This is a genomic window from Campylobacter rectus (assembly GCF_004803795.1).
Classification (GTDB): Bacteria; Campylobacterota; Campylobacteria; order Campylobacterales; family Campylobacteraceae; genus Campylobacter_A; species Campylobacter_A rectus.
This window is the reverse complement of sequence record NZ_CP012543.1, coordinates 255,456-273,010: the sequence shown is the minus strand read 5'-3', so window position 1 is coordinate 273,010 and position 17,555 is coordinate 255,456. Positions and strand designations below refer to the sequence as shown.

At 47.0% G+C, this 17,555-nt stretch carries 22 protein-coding genes; 5 read left to right on the top strand and 17 right to left on the bottom strand.

Annotated elements, in window-relative coordinates; all coding sequences use genetic code 11:
* Positions 1–216: 216 nt before the first annotated feature.
* On the top strand, positions 217–384 hold the full coding sequence (locus tag CRECT_RS01400; RefSeq protein WP_002945270.1) for a hypothetical protein: 168 nt from the start codon (positions 217–219) through the stop codon (positions 382–384).
* 548 nt (positions 385–932) lie between these two features.
* Here the strand turns inward: CRECT_RS01400 and CRECT_RS01395 are convergent.
* From CRECT_RS01395 to gltX, 7 genes are all read right to left on the bottom strand, one after another.
* Positions 933–1,199, bottom strand: a complete 267-nt coding sequence (locus tag CRECT_RS01395; protein WP_002945280.1) for a barstar family protein — start codon at positions 1,197–1,199, stop codon at positions 933–935.
* Entirely contained in the window at positions 1,196–1,723 is a 528-nt protein-coding gene (locus CRECT_RS01390; protein ID WP_039888467.1) for a ribonuclease domain-containing protein, read from the bottom strand. Before CRECT_RS01390 ends, CRECT_RS01395 begins: the two co-directional genes overlap by 4 nt.
* A gap of 120 nt (positions 1,724–1,843) precedes the next feature.
* Entirely contained in the window at positions 1,844–2,185 is a 342-nt protein-coding gene (locus CRECT_RS01385; protein WP_002945306.1) for a hypothetical protein, read from the bottom strand.
* Positions 2,186–2,188: 3 nt separating this feature from the next.
* A complete protein-coding gene (locus CRECT_RS01380; protein WP_002945285.1) occupies positions 2,189–2,557 on the bottom strand; it encodes a hypothetical protein in 369 nt (122 codons plus the stop codon).
* Positions 2,558–2,892: 335 nt separating this feature from the next.
* Positions 2,893–3,540, bottom strand: coding sequence for a uracil phosphoribosyltransferase (gene upp, locus CRECT_RS01375; RefSeq protein ID WP_002945271.1), 648 nt, complete (start codon positions 3,538–3,540; stop codon positions 2,893–2,895).
* Positions 3,541–3,675: 135 nt separating this feature from the next.
* A complete protein-coding gene (locus CRECT_RS01370) occupies positions 3,676–4,929 on the bottom strand; it encodes a malic enzyme-like NAD(P)-binding protein (RefSeq protein WP_002945316.1) in 1,254 nt (417 codons plus the stop codon).
* Entirely contained in the window at positions 4,926–6,317 is a 1,392-nt protein-coding gene (gltX, locus tag CRECT_RS01365) for a glutamate--tRNA ligase (RefSeq protein ID WP_002945327.1), read from the bottom strand. Before gltX ends, CRECT_RS01370 begins: the two co-directional genes overlap by 4 nt.
* An 87-nt stretch (positions 6,318–6,404) precedes the next feature.
* On the opposite strand from gltX, the gene CRECT_RS01360 reads away from it, so the two are divergent.
* The 4 genes from CRECT_RS01360 to CRECT_RS01345 all read left to right on the top strand — a co-directional run bounded on the left by CRECT_RS01360 (position 6,405) and on the right by CRECT_RS01345 (position 8,268).
* Positions 6,405–7,241, top strand: a complete 837-nt coding sequence (locus tag CRECT_RS01360) for a peptidylprolyl isomerase (RefSeq protein WP_002945279.1) — start codon at positions 6,405–6,407, stop codon at positions 7,239–7,241.
* 207 nt (positions 7,242–7,448) lie between these two features.
* Positions 7,449–7,652: a hypothetical protein gene (locus CRECT_RS01355; RefSeq protein WP_002945305.1), complete on the top strand. Its 204-nt coding sequence runs from the start codon at positions 7,449–7,451 to the stop codon at positions 7,650–7,652.
* Between the two features lie 17 nt (positions 7,653–7,669).
* Positions 7,670–7,888, top strand: coding sequence for a hypothetical protein (locus CRECT_RS01350; RefSeq protein WP_171992659.1), 219 nt, complete (start codon positions 7,670–7,672; stop codon positions 7,886–7,888).
* A gap of 83 nt (positions 7,889–7,971) precedes the next feature.
* On the top strand, positions 7,972–8,268 hold the full coding sequence (locus tag CRECT_RS01345; protein ID WP_171992658.1) for a DUF3137 domain-containing protein: 297 nt from the start codon (positions 7,972–7,974) through the stop codon (positions 8,266–8,268).
* 282 nt (positions 8,269–8,550) lie between these two features.
* Here the strand turns inward: CRECT_RS01345 and CRECT_RS01340 are convergent, their stop codons facing one another.
* The 10 genes from CRECT_RS01340 to flhF form a co-directional block, all read right to left on the bottom strand.
* Positions 8,551–8,733, bottom strand: coding sequence for a hypothetical protein (locus CRECT_RS01340; RefSeq protein WP_157752401.1), 183 nt, complete (start codon positions 8,731–8,733; stop codon positions 8,551–8,553).
* Positions 8,734–9,108: 375 nt separating this feature from the next.
* On the bottom strand, positions 9,109–10,125 hold the full coding sequence (gene mnmA / locus CRECT_RS01335; protein ID WP_002945962.1) for a tRNA 2-thiouridine(34) synthase MnmA: 1,017 nt from the start codon (positions 10,123–10,125) through the stop codon (positions 9,109–9,111).
* 574 nt (positions 10,126–10,699) lie between these two features.
* Positions 10,700–10,939, bottom strand: a complete 240-nt coding sequence (locus CRECT_RS01330; protein WP_124850339.1) for a hypothetical protein — start codon at positions 10,937–10,939, stop codon at positions 10,700–10,702.
* Positions 10,940–11,234: 295 nt separating this feature from the next.
* Positions 11,235–11,831: an LOG family protein gene (locus CRECT_RS01325; protein ID WP_039888641.1), complete on the bottom strand. Its 597-nt coding sequence runs from the start codon at positions 11,829–11,831 to the stop codon at positions 11,235–11,237.
* A 453-nt stretch (positions 11,832–12,284) separates the two neighbouring features.
* Positions 12,285–13,118 carry a flagellar motor switch protein FliY gene (fliY, locus tag CRECT_RS01320; protein ID WP_002945960.1) on the bottom strand — a complete coding sequence of 278 codons (834 nt, stop codon included), beginning with the start codon at positions 13,116–13,118 and terminating at the stop codon, positions 12,285–12,287.
* Positions 13,111–14,214, bottom strand: a complete 1,104-nt coding sequence (gene fliM, locus CRECT_RS01315; protein ID WP_002945945.1) for a flagellar motor switch protein FliM — start codon at positions 14,212–14,214, stop codon at positions 13,111–13,113. Before fliM ends, fliY begins: the two co-directional genes overlap by 8 nt.
* A complete protein-coding gene (locus CRECT_RS01310; RefSeq protein ID WP_002945958.1) occupies positions 14,214–14,909 on the bottom strand; it encodes an RNA polymerase sigma factor FliA in 696 nt (231 codons plus the stop codon). The genes fliM and CRECT_RS01310 overlap by 1 nt, the downstream gene beginning before the upstream one ends.
* Positions 14,893–15,246 (bottom strand): hypothetical protein, encoded by a 354-nt coding sequence (locus CRECT_RS01305; RefSeq protein WP_002945940.1) that lies wholly within the window; start codon positions 15,244–15,246, stop codon positions 14,893–14,895. The genes CRECT_RS01310 and CRECT_RS01305 overlap by 17 nt, the downstream gene beginning before the upstream one ends.
* Before the next feature lie 15 nt (positions 15,247–15,261).
* Positions 15,262–16,128: a MinD/ParA family protein gene (locus CRECT_RS01300; RefSeq protein ID WP_002945964.1), complete on the bottom strand. Its 867-nt coding sequence runs from the start codon at positions 16,126–16,128 to the stop codon at positions 15,262–15,264.
* Positions 16,125–17,531: a flagellar biosynthesis GTPase FlhF gene (flhF, locus tag CRECT_RS01295; RefSeq protein ID WP_002945949.1), complete on the bottom strand. Its 1,407-nt coding sequence runs from the start codon at positions 17,529–17,531 to the stop codon at positions 16,125–16,127. Before flhF ends, CRECT_RS01300 begins: the two co-directional genes overlap by 4 nt.
* Positions 17,532–17,555 lie beyond the last annotated feature (24 nt).

Here is a 17,555-nt window from a genome sequence, read left to right as displayed (position 1 = left end):
CGCCCATCTCAAAGAGCGTCGCAACCTTGCCTTGCGCCGCGTCGTATCTCCCCGCGCAGTCCCGCAAAAAACGCGATAAGGTAGCGCTCATCGCTCTCGCGCCGCAGCAGACGGCAACTCCCGTCTTTTAGCCTTTTGCTCGCCCCTCTGCGTAGTTAAGGGCCGCGACGCTACCGCCCGAGCGATTTAGCAAAACAAGCGAAGCGCTAAGAAGCGATGTTTCTTAAAATAAGCGTATCTCGCTCGTTTGACGCGACTAAGCCCGAAAATTTAGACACGCCTTTTTCATATTTCTATGATCTGCGACAAATCCTTGCGCAGGCGGTAAATTTACTATCGGTCACGGCGAAAATGCGCCGTTTGTTCACGACAAAATGCATGTAGCGCACGGCATTTCGCAGCAGTGCGCTCCGACCGCTCCGTAGCGAAGTCGAGTCGGCGCGGGCACGCCCACGTAGGAGCCGGCCGTCTGTGACGCGAAATGCACCCGCATCAAACGGATCCGGCGCGGGAGCTATGCCGCCAAATATGCCGTCTTGAAGTCGCGTTCGCTATAAAATTTCGGTTTGAAGTCGTTTTTATTTAAGGCTTTTTTGAGTATTTGATCTGCGCTTTGCCGTGTTTGGCGCGTAAAATCAAATTTTACCGAGTTTTAAATTAAATCTTTTTGGATTTGCGGGCGAGTTTTGGGCGGTTGAATTTTACTTTACCAAGCCTTGAATTTTTGCGGCGACTCCGACTCAAACGACGAAAAGCGCAAGCAAAACCGGGTCTAAAATCAAATTTCATCAACTCGTCTCGCGCCAAATGCAAGCAAAATTTTACTCGCAGCTCCTGTCTTTTTCGGCTAAATTTTGAAAATTTTAGTTAAATTTGACCGCCTATCGACGGTTAAATTTTAAACTTCGGCGCTTCTAAAACCGTGGTAAATTTTAAGATAAAATCTCAAATTTGACCCGCTCGTTTTCCTCCGCAAGGTCGGTAAAAACGGCGATCAGATCGTCCGCATAACCCCCTAGCGCAGCAAGAGAGGAATGATTTTTTAGTTTGATTTGCGTGGGTTCGTTTATCTCGCCAAGCGCGTCGTAAAGCGCATCGAGATTTTTTATCTCGGGACCTAGGCCGAATTTACACGACAGATACTCAAAAGCCGCCGTTTTCTCGCGCATTTTCTCGCCGTTTAGAGTTATGATTTTCACTGCCGCCTCCGATCAAAAAGTAGATAAAAGTTCTCATAATGATCGGGCGTATAGTAGATCAGCCCGTCGCTAGAAAACACGATACGCTGGGCTCCGCGGCGCCCTCCGCGGTATCCGATATCGCACTCAAACCACTTGCGCCCGTCTGCGCCGGGCAGCTTCTTTTCTCTGTTTGAAAAACGGTCGCCGCCGATGCTCTTTTTATCCGTGACCCGCCACAGATTGCCGCTTTTAGCGTCCCATCCGAGCGCGAGCGCCTCTTTTTTGGTGATAAAATTTCGCGGCAGCTCGCCGAATCTATAAATATACGCCGCAACCTCGTCTTTTGAGGTATAAATGCCGTCTTTTACGACGCTCGCGGTCGGCGCGGCAGCTACATTTTTCTCCGCGCCGCCTCTAAATTCGCTTTGCGGCTGATTTTGACCGGGTGCAGTCAAGCTATCCGGGACGATAAATTTAAACAGCGCCGCTAGTAGCAAAACGGCCAGCGGCAAGATGACGTTTCTAATGAGTTGTTTGTTCAAAAAAGACCTTTTAGTGAAATTTAAAGCGCGCCCCGCTCGGTGAATTTGCCAAGCGGCGACTAACGGCGCCAAAATTCGTGCTTACTTTTGCGCCTGCTTTTTAGCTTACGCTACGCAAATTTAGCCGAGATTTATGCATTCCATATTTATGATATACACAGTGTCGAATTTTACATTATTAAAGGTTTTGCCGCAAAGCATCTCTTTGACGTGACCTTCGTGCATATCGCCCTTTAGATAAAAAGAAAACGTGGTTTTGCGCCCCTCGCTACTTTTACCCGTAACGGTTACGTCCCAAATTTGACTACCGACTTCGTTTTCGCTTTTTAAGATGGGCTTGTAAATTTCGTATTGCCCTTCCAAAAATCTATCGGCAAAAATTTTTGACACGTTTTCATCCGCCGGCAACGCGAAATTAAACGACCTAATACCTAAAGTATTTTTAATTATACTTTTTGCCATTTTTTAGCCTTTATACTCACCGCTAAATTTCAAAAGAATTTTGTCGCATTTTACGTGCATATCGTCTTCGTATCCGCAATCAAACGCTCCGACTACAACCTGTTCTACGTCGCCAAGACCAGCGTTTTGCTTCATATGCGGGACGTTAAACATAGTAGAGACGACGCTGCCGTCCTCGTTTCTTTTGCTTATAACGTAGCTCTTTTTGTTAAAGCCGCTTAAGTTATGCGTAAGCGGCTCGCCGCCGCTATCTATAAGTTCATAGACTACGATTTTGCCTGCTAAAAGCTTTGCAAATTCGACTAAATCCTCATTAGAACCGACGATATTAATGCTTCTTGGTCTAAGGCCTTCAACTTGCTGCTGTATCATTTTAGTCCTTTGCAAATAAAATTTTTACTTATAATTTTAGCGTATTTTATAAAGCCGAAGGTAGATAAATTTAAATGTTCTACTTAAATATAAACCAAAAATTTAACTCAAAATTCGGTAGATCGTAAATTTGAGGCAAAAAATAAGTGGAAATACACGAAATGCTGGGGAAAAGTCGGCTTTTGCCAAAAAATTACACAAGAAAAACGAGCGTCGATATTTTGAGGCGGGTTTGAATGTTGCGACGAAAATTTCATCCCGAGACTAGACATATAGTCTGTCGCAGGGTGAAATTTTCTAGCTCATTCAAAGGCGTTCAAAAGATAACGCTCTATTTACAAGGTATTAAACACGCGGTCTCCCGCATCCCCCAGCCCCGGCACGATGTAGTTTTTCTCGTTTAGTCGCTCGTCGATCGCGGCCGTATATACCTCGACGTCCGGGTAAGCTTCGCTAAATCGCTTTAACCCCTCGGGAGCGGCGATGATGGAGATAAATTTGATCTGTTTTATGCCGTTTTCGCGCAAGAATTTAACCGCGTCGATAGCTGTGCCGCCGGTAGCGAACATCGGATCGATGATGATGGCTAGGCGGTTTTTGGCGTCGCGAGGCAGCTTAGCGTAGAAAAACTCCTCCTGCGCGGTCTTTTCGTTTCGCTGAAAGCCTAAAAAGCCGACGCTCGCATCCGGGATAATCGTAAATACGCTATCTAGCATACCAAGAGCCGCGCGCAAAATCGGGCAAATCATCACCTTGGTCGCAAGCTTTTTAGCCTTAGCCTGGGCGACCGGAGTCTGCACGCTCACGTCGCGTAGCGCCAGATCCCTAGTCGCCTCAAATATCATCAGGTGGCTGATCTCGTCCACGAGCATCCTAAACTGAAACGGCTCGGTGTCTTTATCTCTTAAAATCGCTAGTTTGTGCTCGATGAGCGGGTGAGAGATGAGGCGGATATTGTCCGGAAACCTGCTTGTTTGCGTCATTTTCGCTTCCTTATTTCGTGCGTAAAATTTAACGGGGCGGCTTAGAGTCGCTAAAGCCGCTACCGTTTTAGAGTTTATAAATAATTAAAACATTTCTAGATAGACCCTGCGAAATTTACAAGGCAAACGTAAAATTTAAAATCCTTTTGCGAGCTTTTCGGTATAGGCTTTTACGTCAAAATCCTTCACTCTAGCTACGCCGTCATCGACCGCAGCCTGCGCGACCGCCGGAGCGACCGCCGTTAGGACGCGTTTGTCAAACGGTTTTGGTATGATGTAGTCTTTGCCGAATTTTAGCTCTTTTACGCCAAACGCAGCGCAAACCTCAGCAGGCACTGGTTCTTTGGCCAAATTTGCAAGCGCGCGCGCCGCAGCCATTTTCATATTTTCGGTGATTTTTTTGGCTCTGACGTCAAGCGCTCCGCGGAATATAAACGGAAAGCCAAGGACGTTATTTACTTGGTTCGGATAGTCGCTGCGGCCGGTACCCATCATCACGTCGTTTCGCACGCTAGCGACGTCTTCGGGGAAGATTTCCGGAGTCGGGTTAGCAAGAGCAAAGATGATCGGCTCGTCGTTCATCGACGCGACCATTTCCTTCGTTACGATGCCGGGTTTTGATAGGCCCAGGAACATATCCGCGCCCTTCATCGCGTCCGCTAGCGTTCTATCTGCGGTTTCAAGGGCGAATTCGAGCTTCTCCGGAGTTAGATCGGTGCGGCCTTTGTGGATCACGCCTTTGCTATCGATCATCACGATATTTTTCGCGCCCAGAGCCTTGTACATCTTCGCGCATGCGATGCCGGCCGCGCCCGCGCCGCTAACTACGATTTTGATTTTAGAGATGTCTTTGCCTGAAATCTCCATCGCGTTTATCATACCCGCGCTTGTTATCATCGCCGTGCCGTGCTGATCGTCGTGCATGACCGGAATATCGACTGCTTCTTGTAGCTTGCGCTCGATCTCAAAGCACTTCGGCGCGCGGATATCTTCTAAATTTATACCGCCAAAAGTTGGAGCTAGGGCTTTGCAGATCTCTACGATCTTATCGGGATCATGCTCGTCTAGCTCGATGTCAAAGGCGTCTACGTTTGCAAATTTTTTAAACAAAACCGCCTTACCCTCCATCACGGGCTTACCCGCTACCGCTCCGATATCGCCTAGACCGAGCACGGCTGTACCGTCGGTGATGACGGCTACTAAATTTGCCTTGTTGGTGTATTTGTAGGCTAGCTCGTTATCTGCGTGTATCTCGCGGCATGGTTCGGCGACGCCGGGCGTATACGCCATAGATAGGTCCTTCGCGCTCTCGCAAGGGGTTTTTACGTTTATCTCTATTTTGCCGCCTATGTGGTAGGCGAGCGCCTCTTCTTTAGTTACATGAGTCATTTATTCTCCTTTAAAATATTTCTTATTCGTTTTTTCGTCTCGTCCGCGCCCAAAACCTCAAGCACCTCAAATATCCCCGGGCTTACGCTATTTCCCGTTAGCGCGACGCGAAGCGCCTGAGCTAGGTCTTTTAGCTTTAAGCCGTTTGCTTCTAAAAATTTATCCGTCATCTCCTCGTAGCCTTTGGCGTCTAAATTTTCGCCTAAAATTTCGGCAAATTTAGCCAAATTTTCCTTGCTTTCGGGCGTGATAAATTTAGCATACGCTTTCTCGTCGTATGCGCTTGGAGCGTTTATTATCGTTCTTGCGCTCTGGCTCATCTCGACAAGCGTTTTTGAGCGTTCGCGCAATGAATTTAGCAGCACCTCGCCCTTTGGCATCGCTTTAAAATCTATATCAAATTCAAGCATCTCACGTGCTAGTCTCTCGTAGGGCAGAGTCTTGATATAGTGGGCGTTTAGCCACTCTAGCTTGCTTGCGTTATAGGTGCTTGAGCTCTTGTTTATATCGTGCGGATCGAAGTACTTTAGCATATCATCCATACCGAAAATTTCGTCGTTTCCGTGGCTCCAGCCTAGGCGCACGAGGAAATTTAAAAGAGCTTCCGGCAGATAACCCATGCGCTTATACTCCATCACGTCGGTCGCGCCGTGGCGTTTGCTTAGTTTGCTGCCGTCCTCGCCGTTTATCATCGCGACGTGGTAAAATTTCGGCGCTTTAAAGCCCAGCGCATCGTATAGCACGATTTGTTTTGGGGTATTTGAGAGATGATCGTCGCCGCGGATGACGTCTGTTACGCCCATCAGCGCGTCGTCGATCACGACCGTGAAGTTATACGTCGGCGTGCCGTCGCTGCGCGCGATGATAAAATCATCCAGGATATCCTCGACTCTAAATTTGACCTCGCCTTTGATACCGTCGTCGATCACGATCTCGCCGCTTAGAGGCGCTTTGATACGGATGACGGGCTCGACTCCCGCGGGCGGAGTGCCTGTAAATTCACGGTAGCGATTGTCGTATTTGGGCCTCTCTTTTCTCGCTTCTTGCTCGGCGCGCAGAGCGTCTAGCTCGTCTTTACTCATGTAGCATTTGTAGGCTTTGCCCTCGGCTAGCAGCTTTTGTACATACTCTTTATAAACGTCGAATCTACGCGACTGATACGTCACCTCGCCGTCGTGATCCAGCCCACACCAGGCAAAGGCCTCTTTTATCGCTTGCGTTGCTTCTTCGGAGTTGCGTTTTAGGTCGGTATCTTCGATGCGTAGTAGAAATTTTCCGCCGTTTGCTCTAGCGTATAAGTAGTTATAAAGCGCCGTCCTAAGCCCGCCGATGTGTAGATATCCGGTCGGAGAGGGGGCAAATCTAGTTACTATTTGTGAATTTTGCATTAAATTTTACCTTTATAGCTTGCGCTTAAATTTAAAATGTTATAATGCTCAAATTATATTTACTTTAGACTTAAACAAAGGTTTTATATGTTAAAAAAGATCTCATTCGCCGCGTTTTTTCTCAGTTTTTGTATGGCTAACGCGAGCCAGATCTCAAACGGCATAGCCGTCATCATCGAAAACGAACCCATCACCGTAAACGAAGTGCGAAAAGCCGCCGCGCAGCTGCAAACGAACGAAGCAAACGCGCTAAATTTACTGATCCGCGATAGACTCGAAACCGCGCAGATCAAAAATCTAAAAATCGAAGCCAGCGACTACGAGTTAAATCAAAGGCTGCAAAAGATCGCAAGCGAGAGCGGTATGAGCGCCTCCGATCTACGCTCGGCCGTGCTATCAAAGGGCGGAGATTACGCGCAGTTTAAAGACGACGTCGCAAAAACTATAAAACAAGAAAAACTATATCAAAGCATATTTGCCGACGCTAAAATCAACATTTCAGAAAACGCCGCGAGAGCGTATTTCGAGCAAAATCGCGACCTTTTCGCGCACTTTACCGACGCGAGCGTGACTAGATACGTGGCGTCTTCGGCGCAGCTTTTAGAGGTCGCCAGACACAGCTCCCCGATGAACACCAACCATAACGTGCATATGGACGTGCTGGATCTAAAAAGCGAACAGATCCCGCCTCAGCTACGAACGATATTTCAGCAGACCCCCGACGGCACTTTTACGCAGATTTTCCAGACTCCGGAGGGCTTTGAGATGTTTTACGTAGCGTCTAAAAAGGGTCAAACGATGCCTGAATTTGACGAAGTCAGAGACGAGGCGATGAACGCGCTTTATAAACTCGAGCAAGACCGCGTCATCGGCGAATACTTCAACAAACTCCGCGCCAAAGCTAACGTCAAATATCTACGCTAAACTCAAATTTAAGCGCAAATTTTAAGCCGATTTGATTCGGCTTAACTTCTTTTATTTTCGGTCAAATTTGACCGATTTTTCTTTAAATTTAGCTGCTTGCTCGCCCAAACCCGCACCTTTACGGCGTAAATTTCGCTAAAATTCGCTTGACCGCGAGCGAAAAAGAAATGCAAGCCGTCCGCTGCGTAAATTTAGATAAAGGCAAATTTGAACACAAACAAAGCCATAGTTGCCACCGCAAAAAAGCAAAAAGAGTGTGGATGCGCATTTGCAAAGTATCTGTTTTTAGGGGTTTTGTTTATAGTTATCCTGCCCGTAGGCGGCGGATTTGCCGCAAAGTATCTCTTGGATAGCGACCTTGCTTCGCTATTTTTCATCATTATCTACATCCCGTTTTTCTTGTCACGCTAATGGCTAACAGGGGCCGAGTGATCTATGAGCTGGGGGATTACAAAGCGTTTTACAAAGACGTTTTCGTCCGTGCAGCTATCTGCGAAGTGGGTCCAAATTTTAGCTACGAACCGAATGCCGGCATCAGCCGTAAAGAATTTCGCAGGATCGGCATTTATTCGCCGGATGAATTCACGCCGAAGATCAAATCAGCGGAACGCATAACGGCGTCAAATTTAATCTTAGCGAAGCTATAAGCATACCCAGGGACGCCAAACTAAAACTAGGCGACTCGGCGACGCTAAATTTGCTATCCGCGGTAGTTTTTGTATGGAAGATGATGAAAGATATACAGGCCTTTAGCGGCTCGGTTTTAGTCTGCGAGTTTTACAAGAAATTTAGCGGACAAACTATAGTCGCGAGCCGCACGCTAAATACTAAATTTTTAGGCGAAAAAGAGCGGATGGATGATACTCTTTTTAACGATGAATTTAGAGTTTTTACGGATGATAAAGTAGAGGCAAGATATCTTTTGACGCCCGCTAGCCTTTACGACGGAAAGCAGATCAAAAAGGAAATTTCAGAGCTTTTATCTATCATAGACGAGTTAAATTTGAGCCTTGACATTTTTAAGTAAGAGGTAAATTTGACGGCTTAGCAGGCTTGCGATTACTGAAAATAAAATTAGCATTTTTGCGGGAGGGGGGTGCCGATAAATTTAGGCGTAAATTTACGGTTCAAAGCCTCGCGCGCATAAAACGAATTTCACTTTTTCCCGCTAAATTTATTGTAAATTTGACCGAGCTTCGAGCGTTTTTTACGCGTTTGTAGCTCTTTTAGGAAGTTTTTGTTGCCCCTTTGCGCGGCGGCGACGAACTGAAACGAAGTAATCTTGTACTCGCCCGAAACCCTAAATATCTCAAAAATTTGACGGCCGAATATCTCCCACGGCCGGGCGCCGGGCGCCGTATAAAATATGCGCGTGGTACTCGGCGCTGATGCTTTCCTGCGCGGGCAATAGTTCAAAGTTGCTAAGCGAAGCGTAGGTCTGCGCGTCCTCGAGCAGCTGCTGCCACGACGTCACGAACTCGTCCGCGCTCACTAGCGCGCCGCGCATGCCGTTTAGGCTCGAGTGATCAACGAATACGACGTCGGCGAAGCACTCCGCGCACGCGCTGGGTTTGCTTGCGATCAGCGGCGTTGATCATTTTTATGATGAGTTCCTCGGCGATCTCTTTTGGATTCATCTTGCGTCCTTTGATTATTTTTGTATATTTTAGCGATTTTAGGCTAAATTTGAAGCATGAAAGCAGACCGTAAAATAAAGAAAATTTGAGGATTTTGCGCGGCGGGCGGTAAATTTGACTAGATCTTAAATTTGATCAAACGCAGGCAAATTTGGCCAGCCTCTGCCCGCAAACGCCGATCCAAATTTGACAAATTCGACCGCCCGAAGCGATCAAATTTAAGATAAAATTTACAGTATAAATCCGCTGCCGATAACCAGCTCGCCTCTATAAAATACCGCCAGCTGCCCGCTAGCCACGCCAAATGCGCTCTGTTTTAGCTCGACCTCGGCAGTGCCGCCCTCAAGCACTTTTACGTGCGCGTTTAGTCCGATGCTGCGGTAGCGCACCTTGACGTCGCAGTCAAACTCGCTCTCGTCTATGAACAAATTTAGGCTATTTACCGCGATCTTGCCGCGCTCAAGCTCCTCTTTGGGACCTACGACGATGCGGTTATTTGCCGCGTCGATAGCGAGCACGAAATGCGGCTCGTGCGCCCCAAACACCTCAAATCCGCGCCTCTTGCCGATCGTGTAGTGCATATAGCCGTTGTGCCGCCCGATCACACGCCCCGCGCTATCGACCACGTCGCCCGGCAAGTCGGTCTCGTAGTGTTTGTTTAGCACCTCGATATAGGTATCCTCGACGAAGCAAATCTCGCTGCTCTCGGCCTGCTCGCCGTACTCGCGAAAACTCGGCAGAGATTTTGCCAGCTCTTTTATATCCTTTTTAAATTTGTCCCCGAGCGGGAAAATCATATCGGCGATTATCTCTTTTGGCACCTGCGCGACGAAATAGCTCTGGTCTTTGCTAGGATCGGCGGCGACTCTGATCAGACCGTCTTGAACGCGGATGTAGTGGCCGGTGGCGAGTTTTTCGCAGCCGATACTTTTGGCGAATTTTAACAGCTCGCCGAATTTTATAAAGCGGTTGCAAAGCGCACAGGGATTTGGCGTGCGGCCCTCTTTGTAGGCGCCGACGAAGGGCGTATAGACGTATCTGTCAAACTCGTCTTGCAGATCGATCACGTGATAGTTTATGCCCAGGTACTCGCACGCGCGGGCCACTTTGCCGATGTTTTGCTCGTGATAGCCAGGCTTTTTGTGTAGTTTCATATAGCAGCCCACGACCTCGTAACCCGCCTCCAGCAGCATTTTTGCGCCCATGGTGGAGTCGACGCCGCCGCTCATAGCCATTAAGATTTTCATTTTTCTTTCCTATTGCGAGAGCTTGTCTTTTTAGCACTTTTTACGGGGTTTGAAATTTGCGGTCTGCGGCAGGCTACGCGCCCAGCTCTGACGCAAAAATTTCCGCGCAACGCTTAAATTCGTCTCGCGATTCATCGCTTTGATCTTTTGTAAAAATATTTGCAAATTTACAAATCTCACCTTAGTCCCGCAATAAGACAAATTCGTATAATTGGGTGCGATTATATAAAAAATAGCTTAATGCGCTATAAAATTTGCGCTATAACCGCGAGCCGGGCGGCTATTTAGCTTGTGTATCATAGTTTTTTGACGATTGCTCGGCTCTGTGATTTACGGTAAAACGACGGCGACAAATTTAAAGCCGCAAATTAATGCGGTCAAATTTGATAAATTTGACACGAAAGCGAACAAAACGGGCAAGGGTAAAATTTTATAAATTTTAAAAGTTCGTTCGCGAAAGACAAAGCTCGCGCAAACAGGCTAAAATTTGTAAAATTCGGCTACAAAATACACCAAAAACGCGGGCAAATTTATTTATACGCGCGACGAGTCCGCTTGCGTAAGGCGCCAAAAATTAGCTTGAAGGCGGCGAATTTACCCTATCCAGGCAGCCGTAAAAGCAAGCCGCAAGAGCAAAGCCCGCGACCGTCGCATCAAGCAAGCCTCCGCAAAAAGCGCAAGACGCGGCCAAGACACAAACTAGAAGGCTGCCTTTTTTAGACGCCGTTATTTTGCCGAGTTTTAAATTTTTATATGCGAGGAGCACCATCATCGTGGCCGAACCGCACAGCGCTTCAAAATCGGAAGGCAGCATACCGCAACCAAAAAGCACGTTAAAAAGTCGCAGACAAACAAAGCGGGTGCGGCAAAAACGGGAATTATAAATTTTAAAAGACAGTTTAAGATGATGCGCTTTTAAAAACGCGAAAACACAAATATAAAGACGATTTGCAATAATTAACTTTTTAAAAAGCGCAAAATATAAAATATCAAACGCAACGAGGCCGACGCAAAATTTGATAAATTTAGCGCCGCTTTGGCTTAAAATCAATCTCGAAGCGATCGCGGGCAAAGCCGGCAAAGCCCACCATTCCGTTTTTTGCTCCCGATTAGTTTAAAATCCCCAAAATCTCGTCCCGCACTGCGTTCAGATCGTCGCTGATCGTATAAAGCGACAGATCCTCCTCGCTGACGGCTTTTTCGTGTATCAACGTGGTTTTGATGAAATCATCGAGCTTACCCCAAAACTCGCTTCCGATGAGGAAAATTTTAGCTTTTTTAGCGCCGATTTGCGCGAGCACCAGGATCTCAAACAGCTCGTCAAGCGTCCCAAAGCCGCCCGGAAATACCAAAAACGCTCTCGAGCGCTCGATGAGGGCAAATTTGCGAGCGGATAAATTTGAAAAAACGAAGTTGCTCGTGGCGTATCTGTTTGTCACTTGCTCAAACGGAAGCACGATATTTAGGCCTATCGACGGACTTTTGCCGCTCTCGTACGCTCCTTTATTGGCCGCTTCCATCACGCCCGGCCCTCCGCCGCTAACGACCGCGAAACCGCCGTCTGCAAGCTCCTTTGCAAGGCTAAAAGCCATTTTACAGTATTTGCTGCTCTCATCAAATCTAGCCGAACCGAAAAACGTAACGCTTGGATTTTTATAAGTAGCAAAATCCCTAAATTTGGCCAGATCGTTTAAAATTTCATCCATTATTTCTCTTTTGTTTAGTTTAAACCTGCGCAAGCCGCAAAAAGCGTCAAAATTTAGCTCGTAAGCGCAAAGGCAATAATAGCTAAAATGGATTTAAAAACAAATGACACGCGGATGGCGGCCAAATTTGACGAAACCATTCAAGCAAGGTTTAAATTCGCGAGTTTAATAGGGCGGCTTTAAATTTGCCCGTAAATTTGGCTTGCGCTTTGGGAGGATGGCGATTTTGAGCGAGCGATTTAAATTTGAAAGCCCGACTCGCCTCAAATTTACGCTAAATCGCCGCTTTTGTCGCCTACCGCGTAAAATTTAAGTGCCGGATTTTAAAAATACGGCAGGGCGAGCGGTGCCTGGCAAATTTATGTCGTAAATTCAGCATTCAAATTTAGCTAAAACGCCGTCAAATTTGAGCACGAGCTAAAACGAAGCCGGATTTAATTTCTAAATTTAACCTTATCTAAGCTGCTCGAGACGCTCTTTTTTCGTGCCGATCTGAGTGATCTGGATGCCGAAGTTGCCGTCCACGATGACGACCTCGCCTAGGGCCACGACCTTGTCGCTGATCAAAATTTCAAGCGGGTCGTTTGCGAGCTGATTTAGCTCAATGACCGAGCCTATGTCCATCGTGAGCACGTCTTTTAGCAGCATCCTTTTGGAGCCGATGCGCACGTGAAGCGGCAGGCGCACGTCCATAATGAGCCCGATATTTCGCATCTCCTCGGCGATTAGATCGCTTTTTGCGGTAGCTGCTTGTTGGGCGGACTCTTTTTGATCTTTGTTTAAAAATTTAACTAAGGCAAAATCAAGCACGACGGCGATATGCTCGCTGACGTCTCCGATTTTAACCGAGTAAATGTAAATTTTTTCAAATGCGCTTACGTCTAAATTCGCGCTCTCGTCGAGAAAATTTACCTTCGCGACCTCGAAATTTAGCTTTGGCATACCCTTTTGTGCGCCAAGGCTCGTGGAAAATGCGCCGAGGATATTTGAAAATACCTCTTTTGCGGCGTCCAGCTCGTCCTCGCTTAAATTTTCGTTGCGCGAGATCTCTTCTTCTCCGAGCATCCACTCGCCGATCGCGCTCATTAGCACCGGCGTGGCCACCAGCATCATCTTTGCGGTCACGTCGCCGCCGACGGTCACGTTTGCCACGACTAGAGGCGGCTTGATGCCTTCTTGCTTGGGCGCGTCGTATTCGTTCCTCTCGCCTATTTCAGGCGTTTTGCCCGTTAGTCCCTCGATCGTAGCCTTTACTTCATTTACGAAAATTTTCAAAAAATCATTCATCGTCTTCACCCCCGCCTAATATATTATCCTCATCTTCTTCGTCTTCTTGCTCGTAGCTCATTAGCTTTGCTTTGCGCTCTTCTTCGTACTGCTCTAGGATGTTTTTGATCTCGTCTTTGTCGCTCCTGATGAGCTCTTCTATGCGGATAGATTTTCTAAATCTATGTAGCCCGACCTCGGCCAAAAACACCTCTTTTTTATCGATCGTGACGATAGCTTTGTCGTTTGCCGAGCGGTCAAGGCGCAGTATGTCGCCCTCTTTTAAATTTAAAAACTCATTTACGCTAACGACGCTTTTGCCCAGTATCGCCTCATACAGCACCTCAGCGCGCCCGATCAGCGTTTTTAGCTCTTTGTTTCGGCTCTTTTTCGCGCTCGTTTCGCCAAGCATTATGTCTCGGTTAGCCAGGCGGCTTAGTATCGGCTCGAGGTAGATAACCGGATAGCAGATATTTATCATACCGCTGGAATTTCCTACGATGATCTCCATGACGACCATTATCACGATCTCGTTTTGGCTGACGATTTGCACGACGTTCGGGCTGCTCTCTTTAGCCTCGACGTTTGGATACATATCGGTGATCATCGACCAGCTCTCTTTTAGGCGCTGCATCATCATCCTTAGGATCGCGTCAAGCAAATTTACTTCGATATCGGTTAGCTCTCTGCTAGCCTCAAAGCCCTCGCCGTTGCCGCCCAGCAGGCGATCTATCATCGGAAATGCGATGCTCGGGTTTATCTCCAAAACGCAGTTGCCGTCAAGCGGCTTGATCGAAAAGACGTTAAAGCTAGTCGGACTCGGCAAACTCATCAAAAACTCGCCGTAGGTCATCTGATCCACGCTGTGCAGGCGGATCTCCACGATACTTCTCATAACGCTTGAAATTTGAGAAGCCAAATTTCTCGCGAGCTTGTCGTGTATGCCCTTTATCGCGCGCAGCTGCTCTTTGCTGACGCGGTTTGGGCGTTTAAAATCATAGATTATTACCTGGCGCTGCTCTTCTTTGCCGCCCTCGCCGATCGACTCGCTCGCCTCTTCGTCATCCACGACCTCAAGCAGCGCGTCTATCTCTTCTTGACTTAAAATGTCCGCCATTATTTGCCCTCAAGCTTTTTTCTTATTTTATCCATCAAGCGCTTATGGATCTGCGAGATCCTGCTCTCGGTGATACCCAAAATTTCGCTAATCTCCTTTAGACTGAGCTCCTCGTAATAATAAAGCTGCACGATGAGCTGATCGCGCTCCTCAAATTCGTTTAAAATTTGAGCTATCTTTTCTATCAAGTCCTCTTTTTCGACCTGCTCGAGCGTATTTTCCTCGCTCATTAGCTCCATTTGATCATCGATATTTAAGACGGCGACGACCGCGCTCACGTTTCTTGCTTCGCTTACTTTTTCTACATCGATGCCCAGCTTGCCTGCGATATACGCATCGTCGGGCTCGTGCTCAAATTTATTAAAATACTCATCTACGAGAGTCTCGATAGACTTTACCAAAGTGCGGTCCGAGCGGCTAACCACGTCAAGCCTGCGTAAAAAATCAAGCATCGCACCGTAAACTCGCTTTTGCGCGTAGCCCCAAAACGAGTCGTTTTGCTCTTTGTCGTATTTTCTGGAGAGCTTCACCATCTCCTCAAGCCCTGCTCCGATCAGGTCGCTAACGTCGATATGAGAGGGCAAGCGCTCCTTTAGCCTAAAAGCCATCGCGCGAAGAGCGGGCATATAGGCTAGCACGATGTCGTCTTGCTCCTTTTTTATCGTCTGGGCGTATGGATTAGGCGGCTTTTGCATTACTTTCGTTGCTCTTATTTAACGTTTGTTTTATCAGTATATTTTCGCTGGCGAGCTTGCTTAAGAGATTATCTATTCGCTTTTCCCTAAGGCCTAGTTCGCCGATTAGATAATCGGCCCTTTGCTCGTATAGTTCCTTGTCAAACCGCCTTTTTAACGATGCTTTGACGTCTAAATAATTTATAATAACCACGTGCACCAAAAGATAGAAAAAAAACGTGACTAAAAACGTATAAATCAGCATATCGATCGGGTCGCTCAGCTTTAACGTCGAAAAAGTCACGCCGATGAAAAATCCGCAAACCGTAAAAAACGCTATAAAATTTTCCGCTCTCAAAGTAAAATCCTAAATTTAAAATTGCTCTATTAACCGCCTAAAAAAGCCGCTAAAGCTATTGGTTACGTTTGGATTAAGCACTTTTTGTTCCAATCTATAAAGTAGCTTTGACGCCACCTGCTCAAGCTCCATACTAGCAGCGTCAAATTTACTGTCATCGGTAAAAAGTGTGCGCTGTTTTATGCTGCGAGATACGTTTTTATCCTCGCTGATAGCGCCTAAAAACTCCAAATTTAGCGGATTTTCGATATTTGCCTTGGCCACCTTGCGGATATGTTCAAATATCCTAACCGCCTCCTTTTCGCTCTTTACCATATTAAAAAGCATCGAGATGTTGTCTTTGTTTTTTGAAGTCACTTTTATGACCGCATAAGCGTCGGTGATCGCGGCTGGATCGGGCACGGTGACGACGATAACCTCGTCTGCGGCCTCTAAAAACAAGCGCGTATTTCCGCCGATGCCCGCACCCGTGTCGATGATGATAAAATCAAGCTCGTCAAGGCTCGAGGACTCCTCGAAAAAGCGCTCGTATAAAAATTGGTTGTTAAATTTAAGTATCTCGTCTCCGCTCTCGCCAGGAATCAACGTCAAATTCGGCTTTACCTCGATCAAGATATCTTTTAGCGAGCACTCGCCTTTTAGCACGTGGAGCAAATTTTTACTCATACGCACGTTTAAGATGACGTCTAAATTCGCTAGCCCTATATCCGCGTCAAAAAGCGCGACTTTGTAGCCGTTTCTAGCGAGGATATTTGCCAAATTTGCGCTTATGGTGCTCTTGCCAACGCCGCCTTTGCCGCTGGTTACGGCGATGAAGCGCGTGTTTTTTGCATTTGATTTAGACGCTACTATATCTTTTAATTTCTCGGCTTGAGTGTTCATTTTTTATCCTTATTAAACCCTTGCAAGAGGCAATCGACCAAAAACTCGCTTTTTGCTACCATGATATCATCAGGTACCTCCTGCCCTAAGCAAAAGAAGCTAACGGGTTTATTTATCTCGTAAACTAGCGAAAATACGTTACCGAAAATTTTGGTTTCGTCAAATTTGGTGATGATCAGGGTGTCGATGTCAAGGAAGCTAAAACCGTTGTAAATTTCGAGCATATCATCGATCTTTGAGCCCGCCGAAAGCACCAAATTTACATCTATTTGCGCGTCGCTATGTTTTAAAAACATTTCAAGCCTAGCTAGCTTTTCTTTATCGTACTGCGAGCTGCCCGTGGTGTCTATGAGGATCACTTCGCAGTGATTTAGCTGCTTTAGCGCGTTTTTAAAGTCCTCTACCTCGATAACGTCAAGGATTGGCAGCTTCATCATCTTTGCGTATTGAAACAGCTGCTCGACCGCGCCGATACGGTAGGTATCAAGCGTGATGATACCAGTTTTCGCGCGTCTGCCCTCGCCGTAGGCAAATCTTGCCGCGAGCTTGGCCAGAGTCGTAGTTTTACCAACTCCGGTAGGCCCAACCAGCATCATGATCTTTTGTTTTCTGTTGTCCTCTTCGCTCCTGCACGGAAGCATCTTTCTAAGCAGCGAGCTGAAATATCTCCTCACCGCGGTCGGATTAGCCTTCATCTGAGGCGACATATTTTCCGCGGTTATTTTCATTATCTGCTCTAGGTGTTCTTCTTTCATGCCGCTATTTTTGGCGTCTTTGTAGATGCCGGCAAACTCGGGCGGTATGATTAGGTTGTTTCTGGCGCTCGCTCGTTCTTCCCAGAACATATCGGCTATCATATTTACTTTTTCGCTAAGCATACTTACCTGCCTTGCGACGTCATCGATCTTTTTGTCGTAAATTTGATCCTGACGGCCCGGCGCGGTTTCGATATTTGCTATCTGACTTATTTCTTTTGCGGCTTTTGAGATGTTTAGGAGTATGTCCTCGCCGCTGTTTTGAGCGGTTTTGTAGTTTTGATTCCCCGGCGCGGTTCTTGCGGAATTTTGGGTCAAATTTACCGCCGCTTTGGCGTTTTGCTGCTCGGCTCTAAAAAGCTCGCGCTCGTCTAAAATGATCTTTTGCGGTCTTTCTTCCTTTGGCGTTTGAGCGCGCAAAAACTCCTCGTAGCCCTTTAAATTTTGCTTTTGGGGCTGATTTTTTTTCTGCTCGCTCGCGTCCTCTTCGACGCTGACTAAAATTTCATAAAGCGGCTTTTTGTTTATCGTCTTTGGCTGGATTTGCTTCGTCGTTACCAAGATCGCCCTCTCGCCGCACTGAGCCTGCGCCTTTTTTAGCGCCTCCATACTGCTCTCGCCGGTAAACGTATAAAACTTCGTCGCCAAATCTTCTCCTTCGTTTCTCGCTAA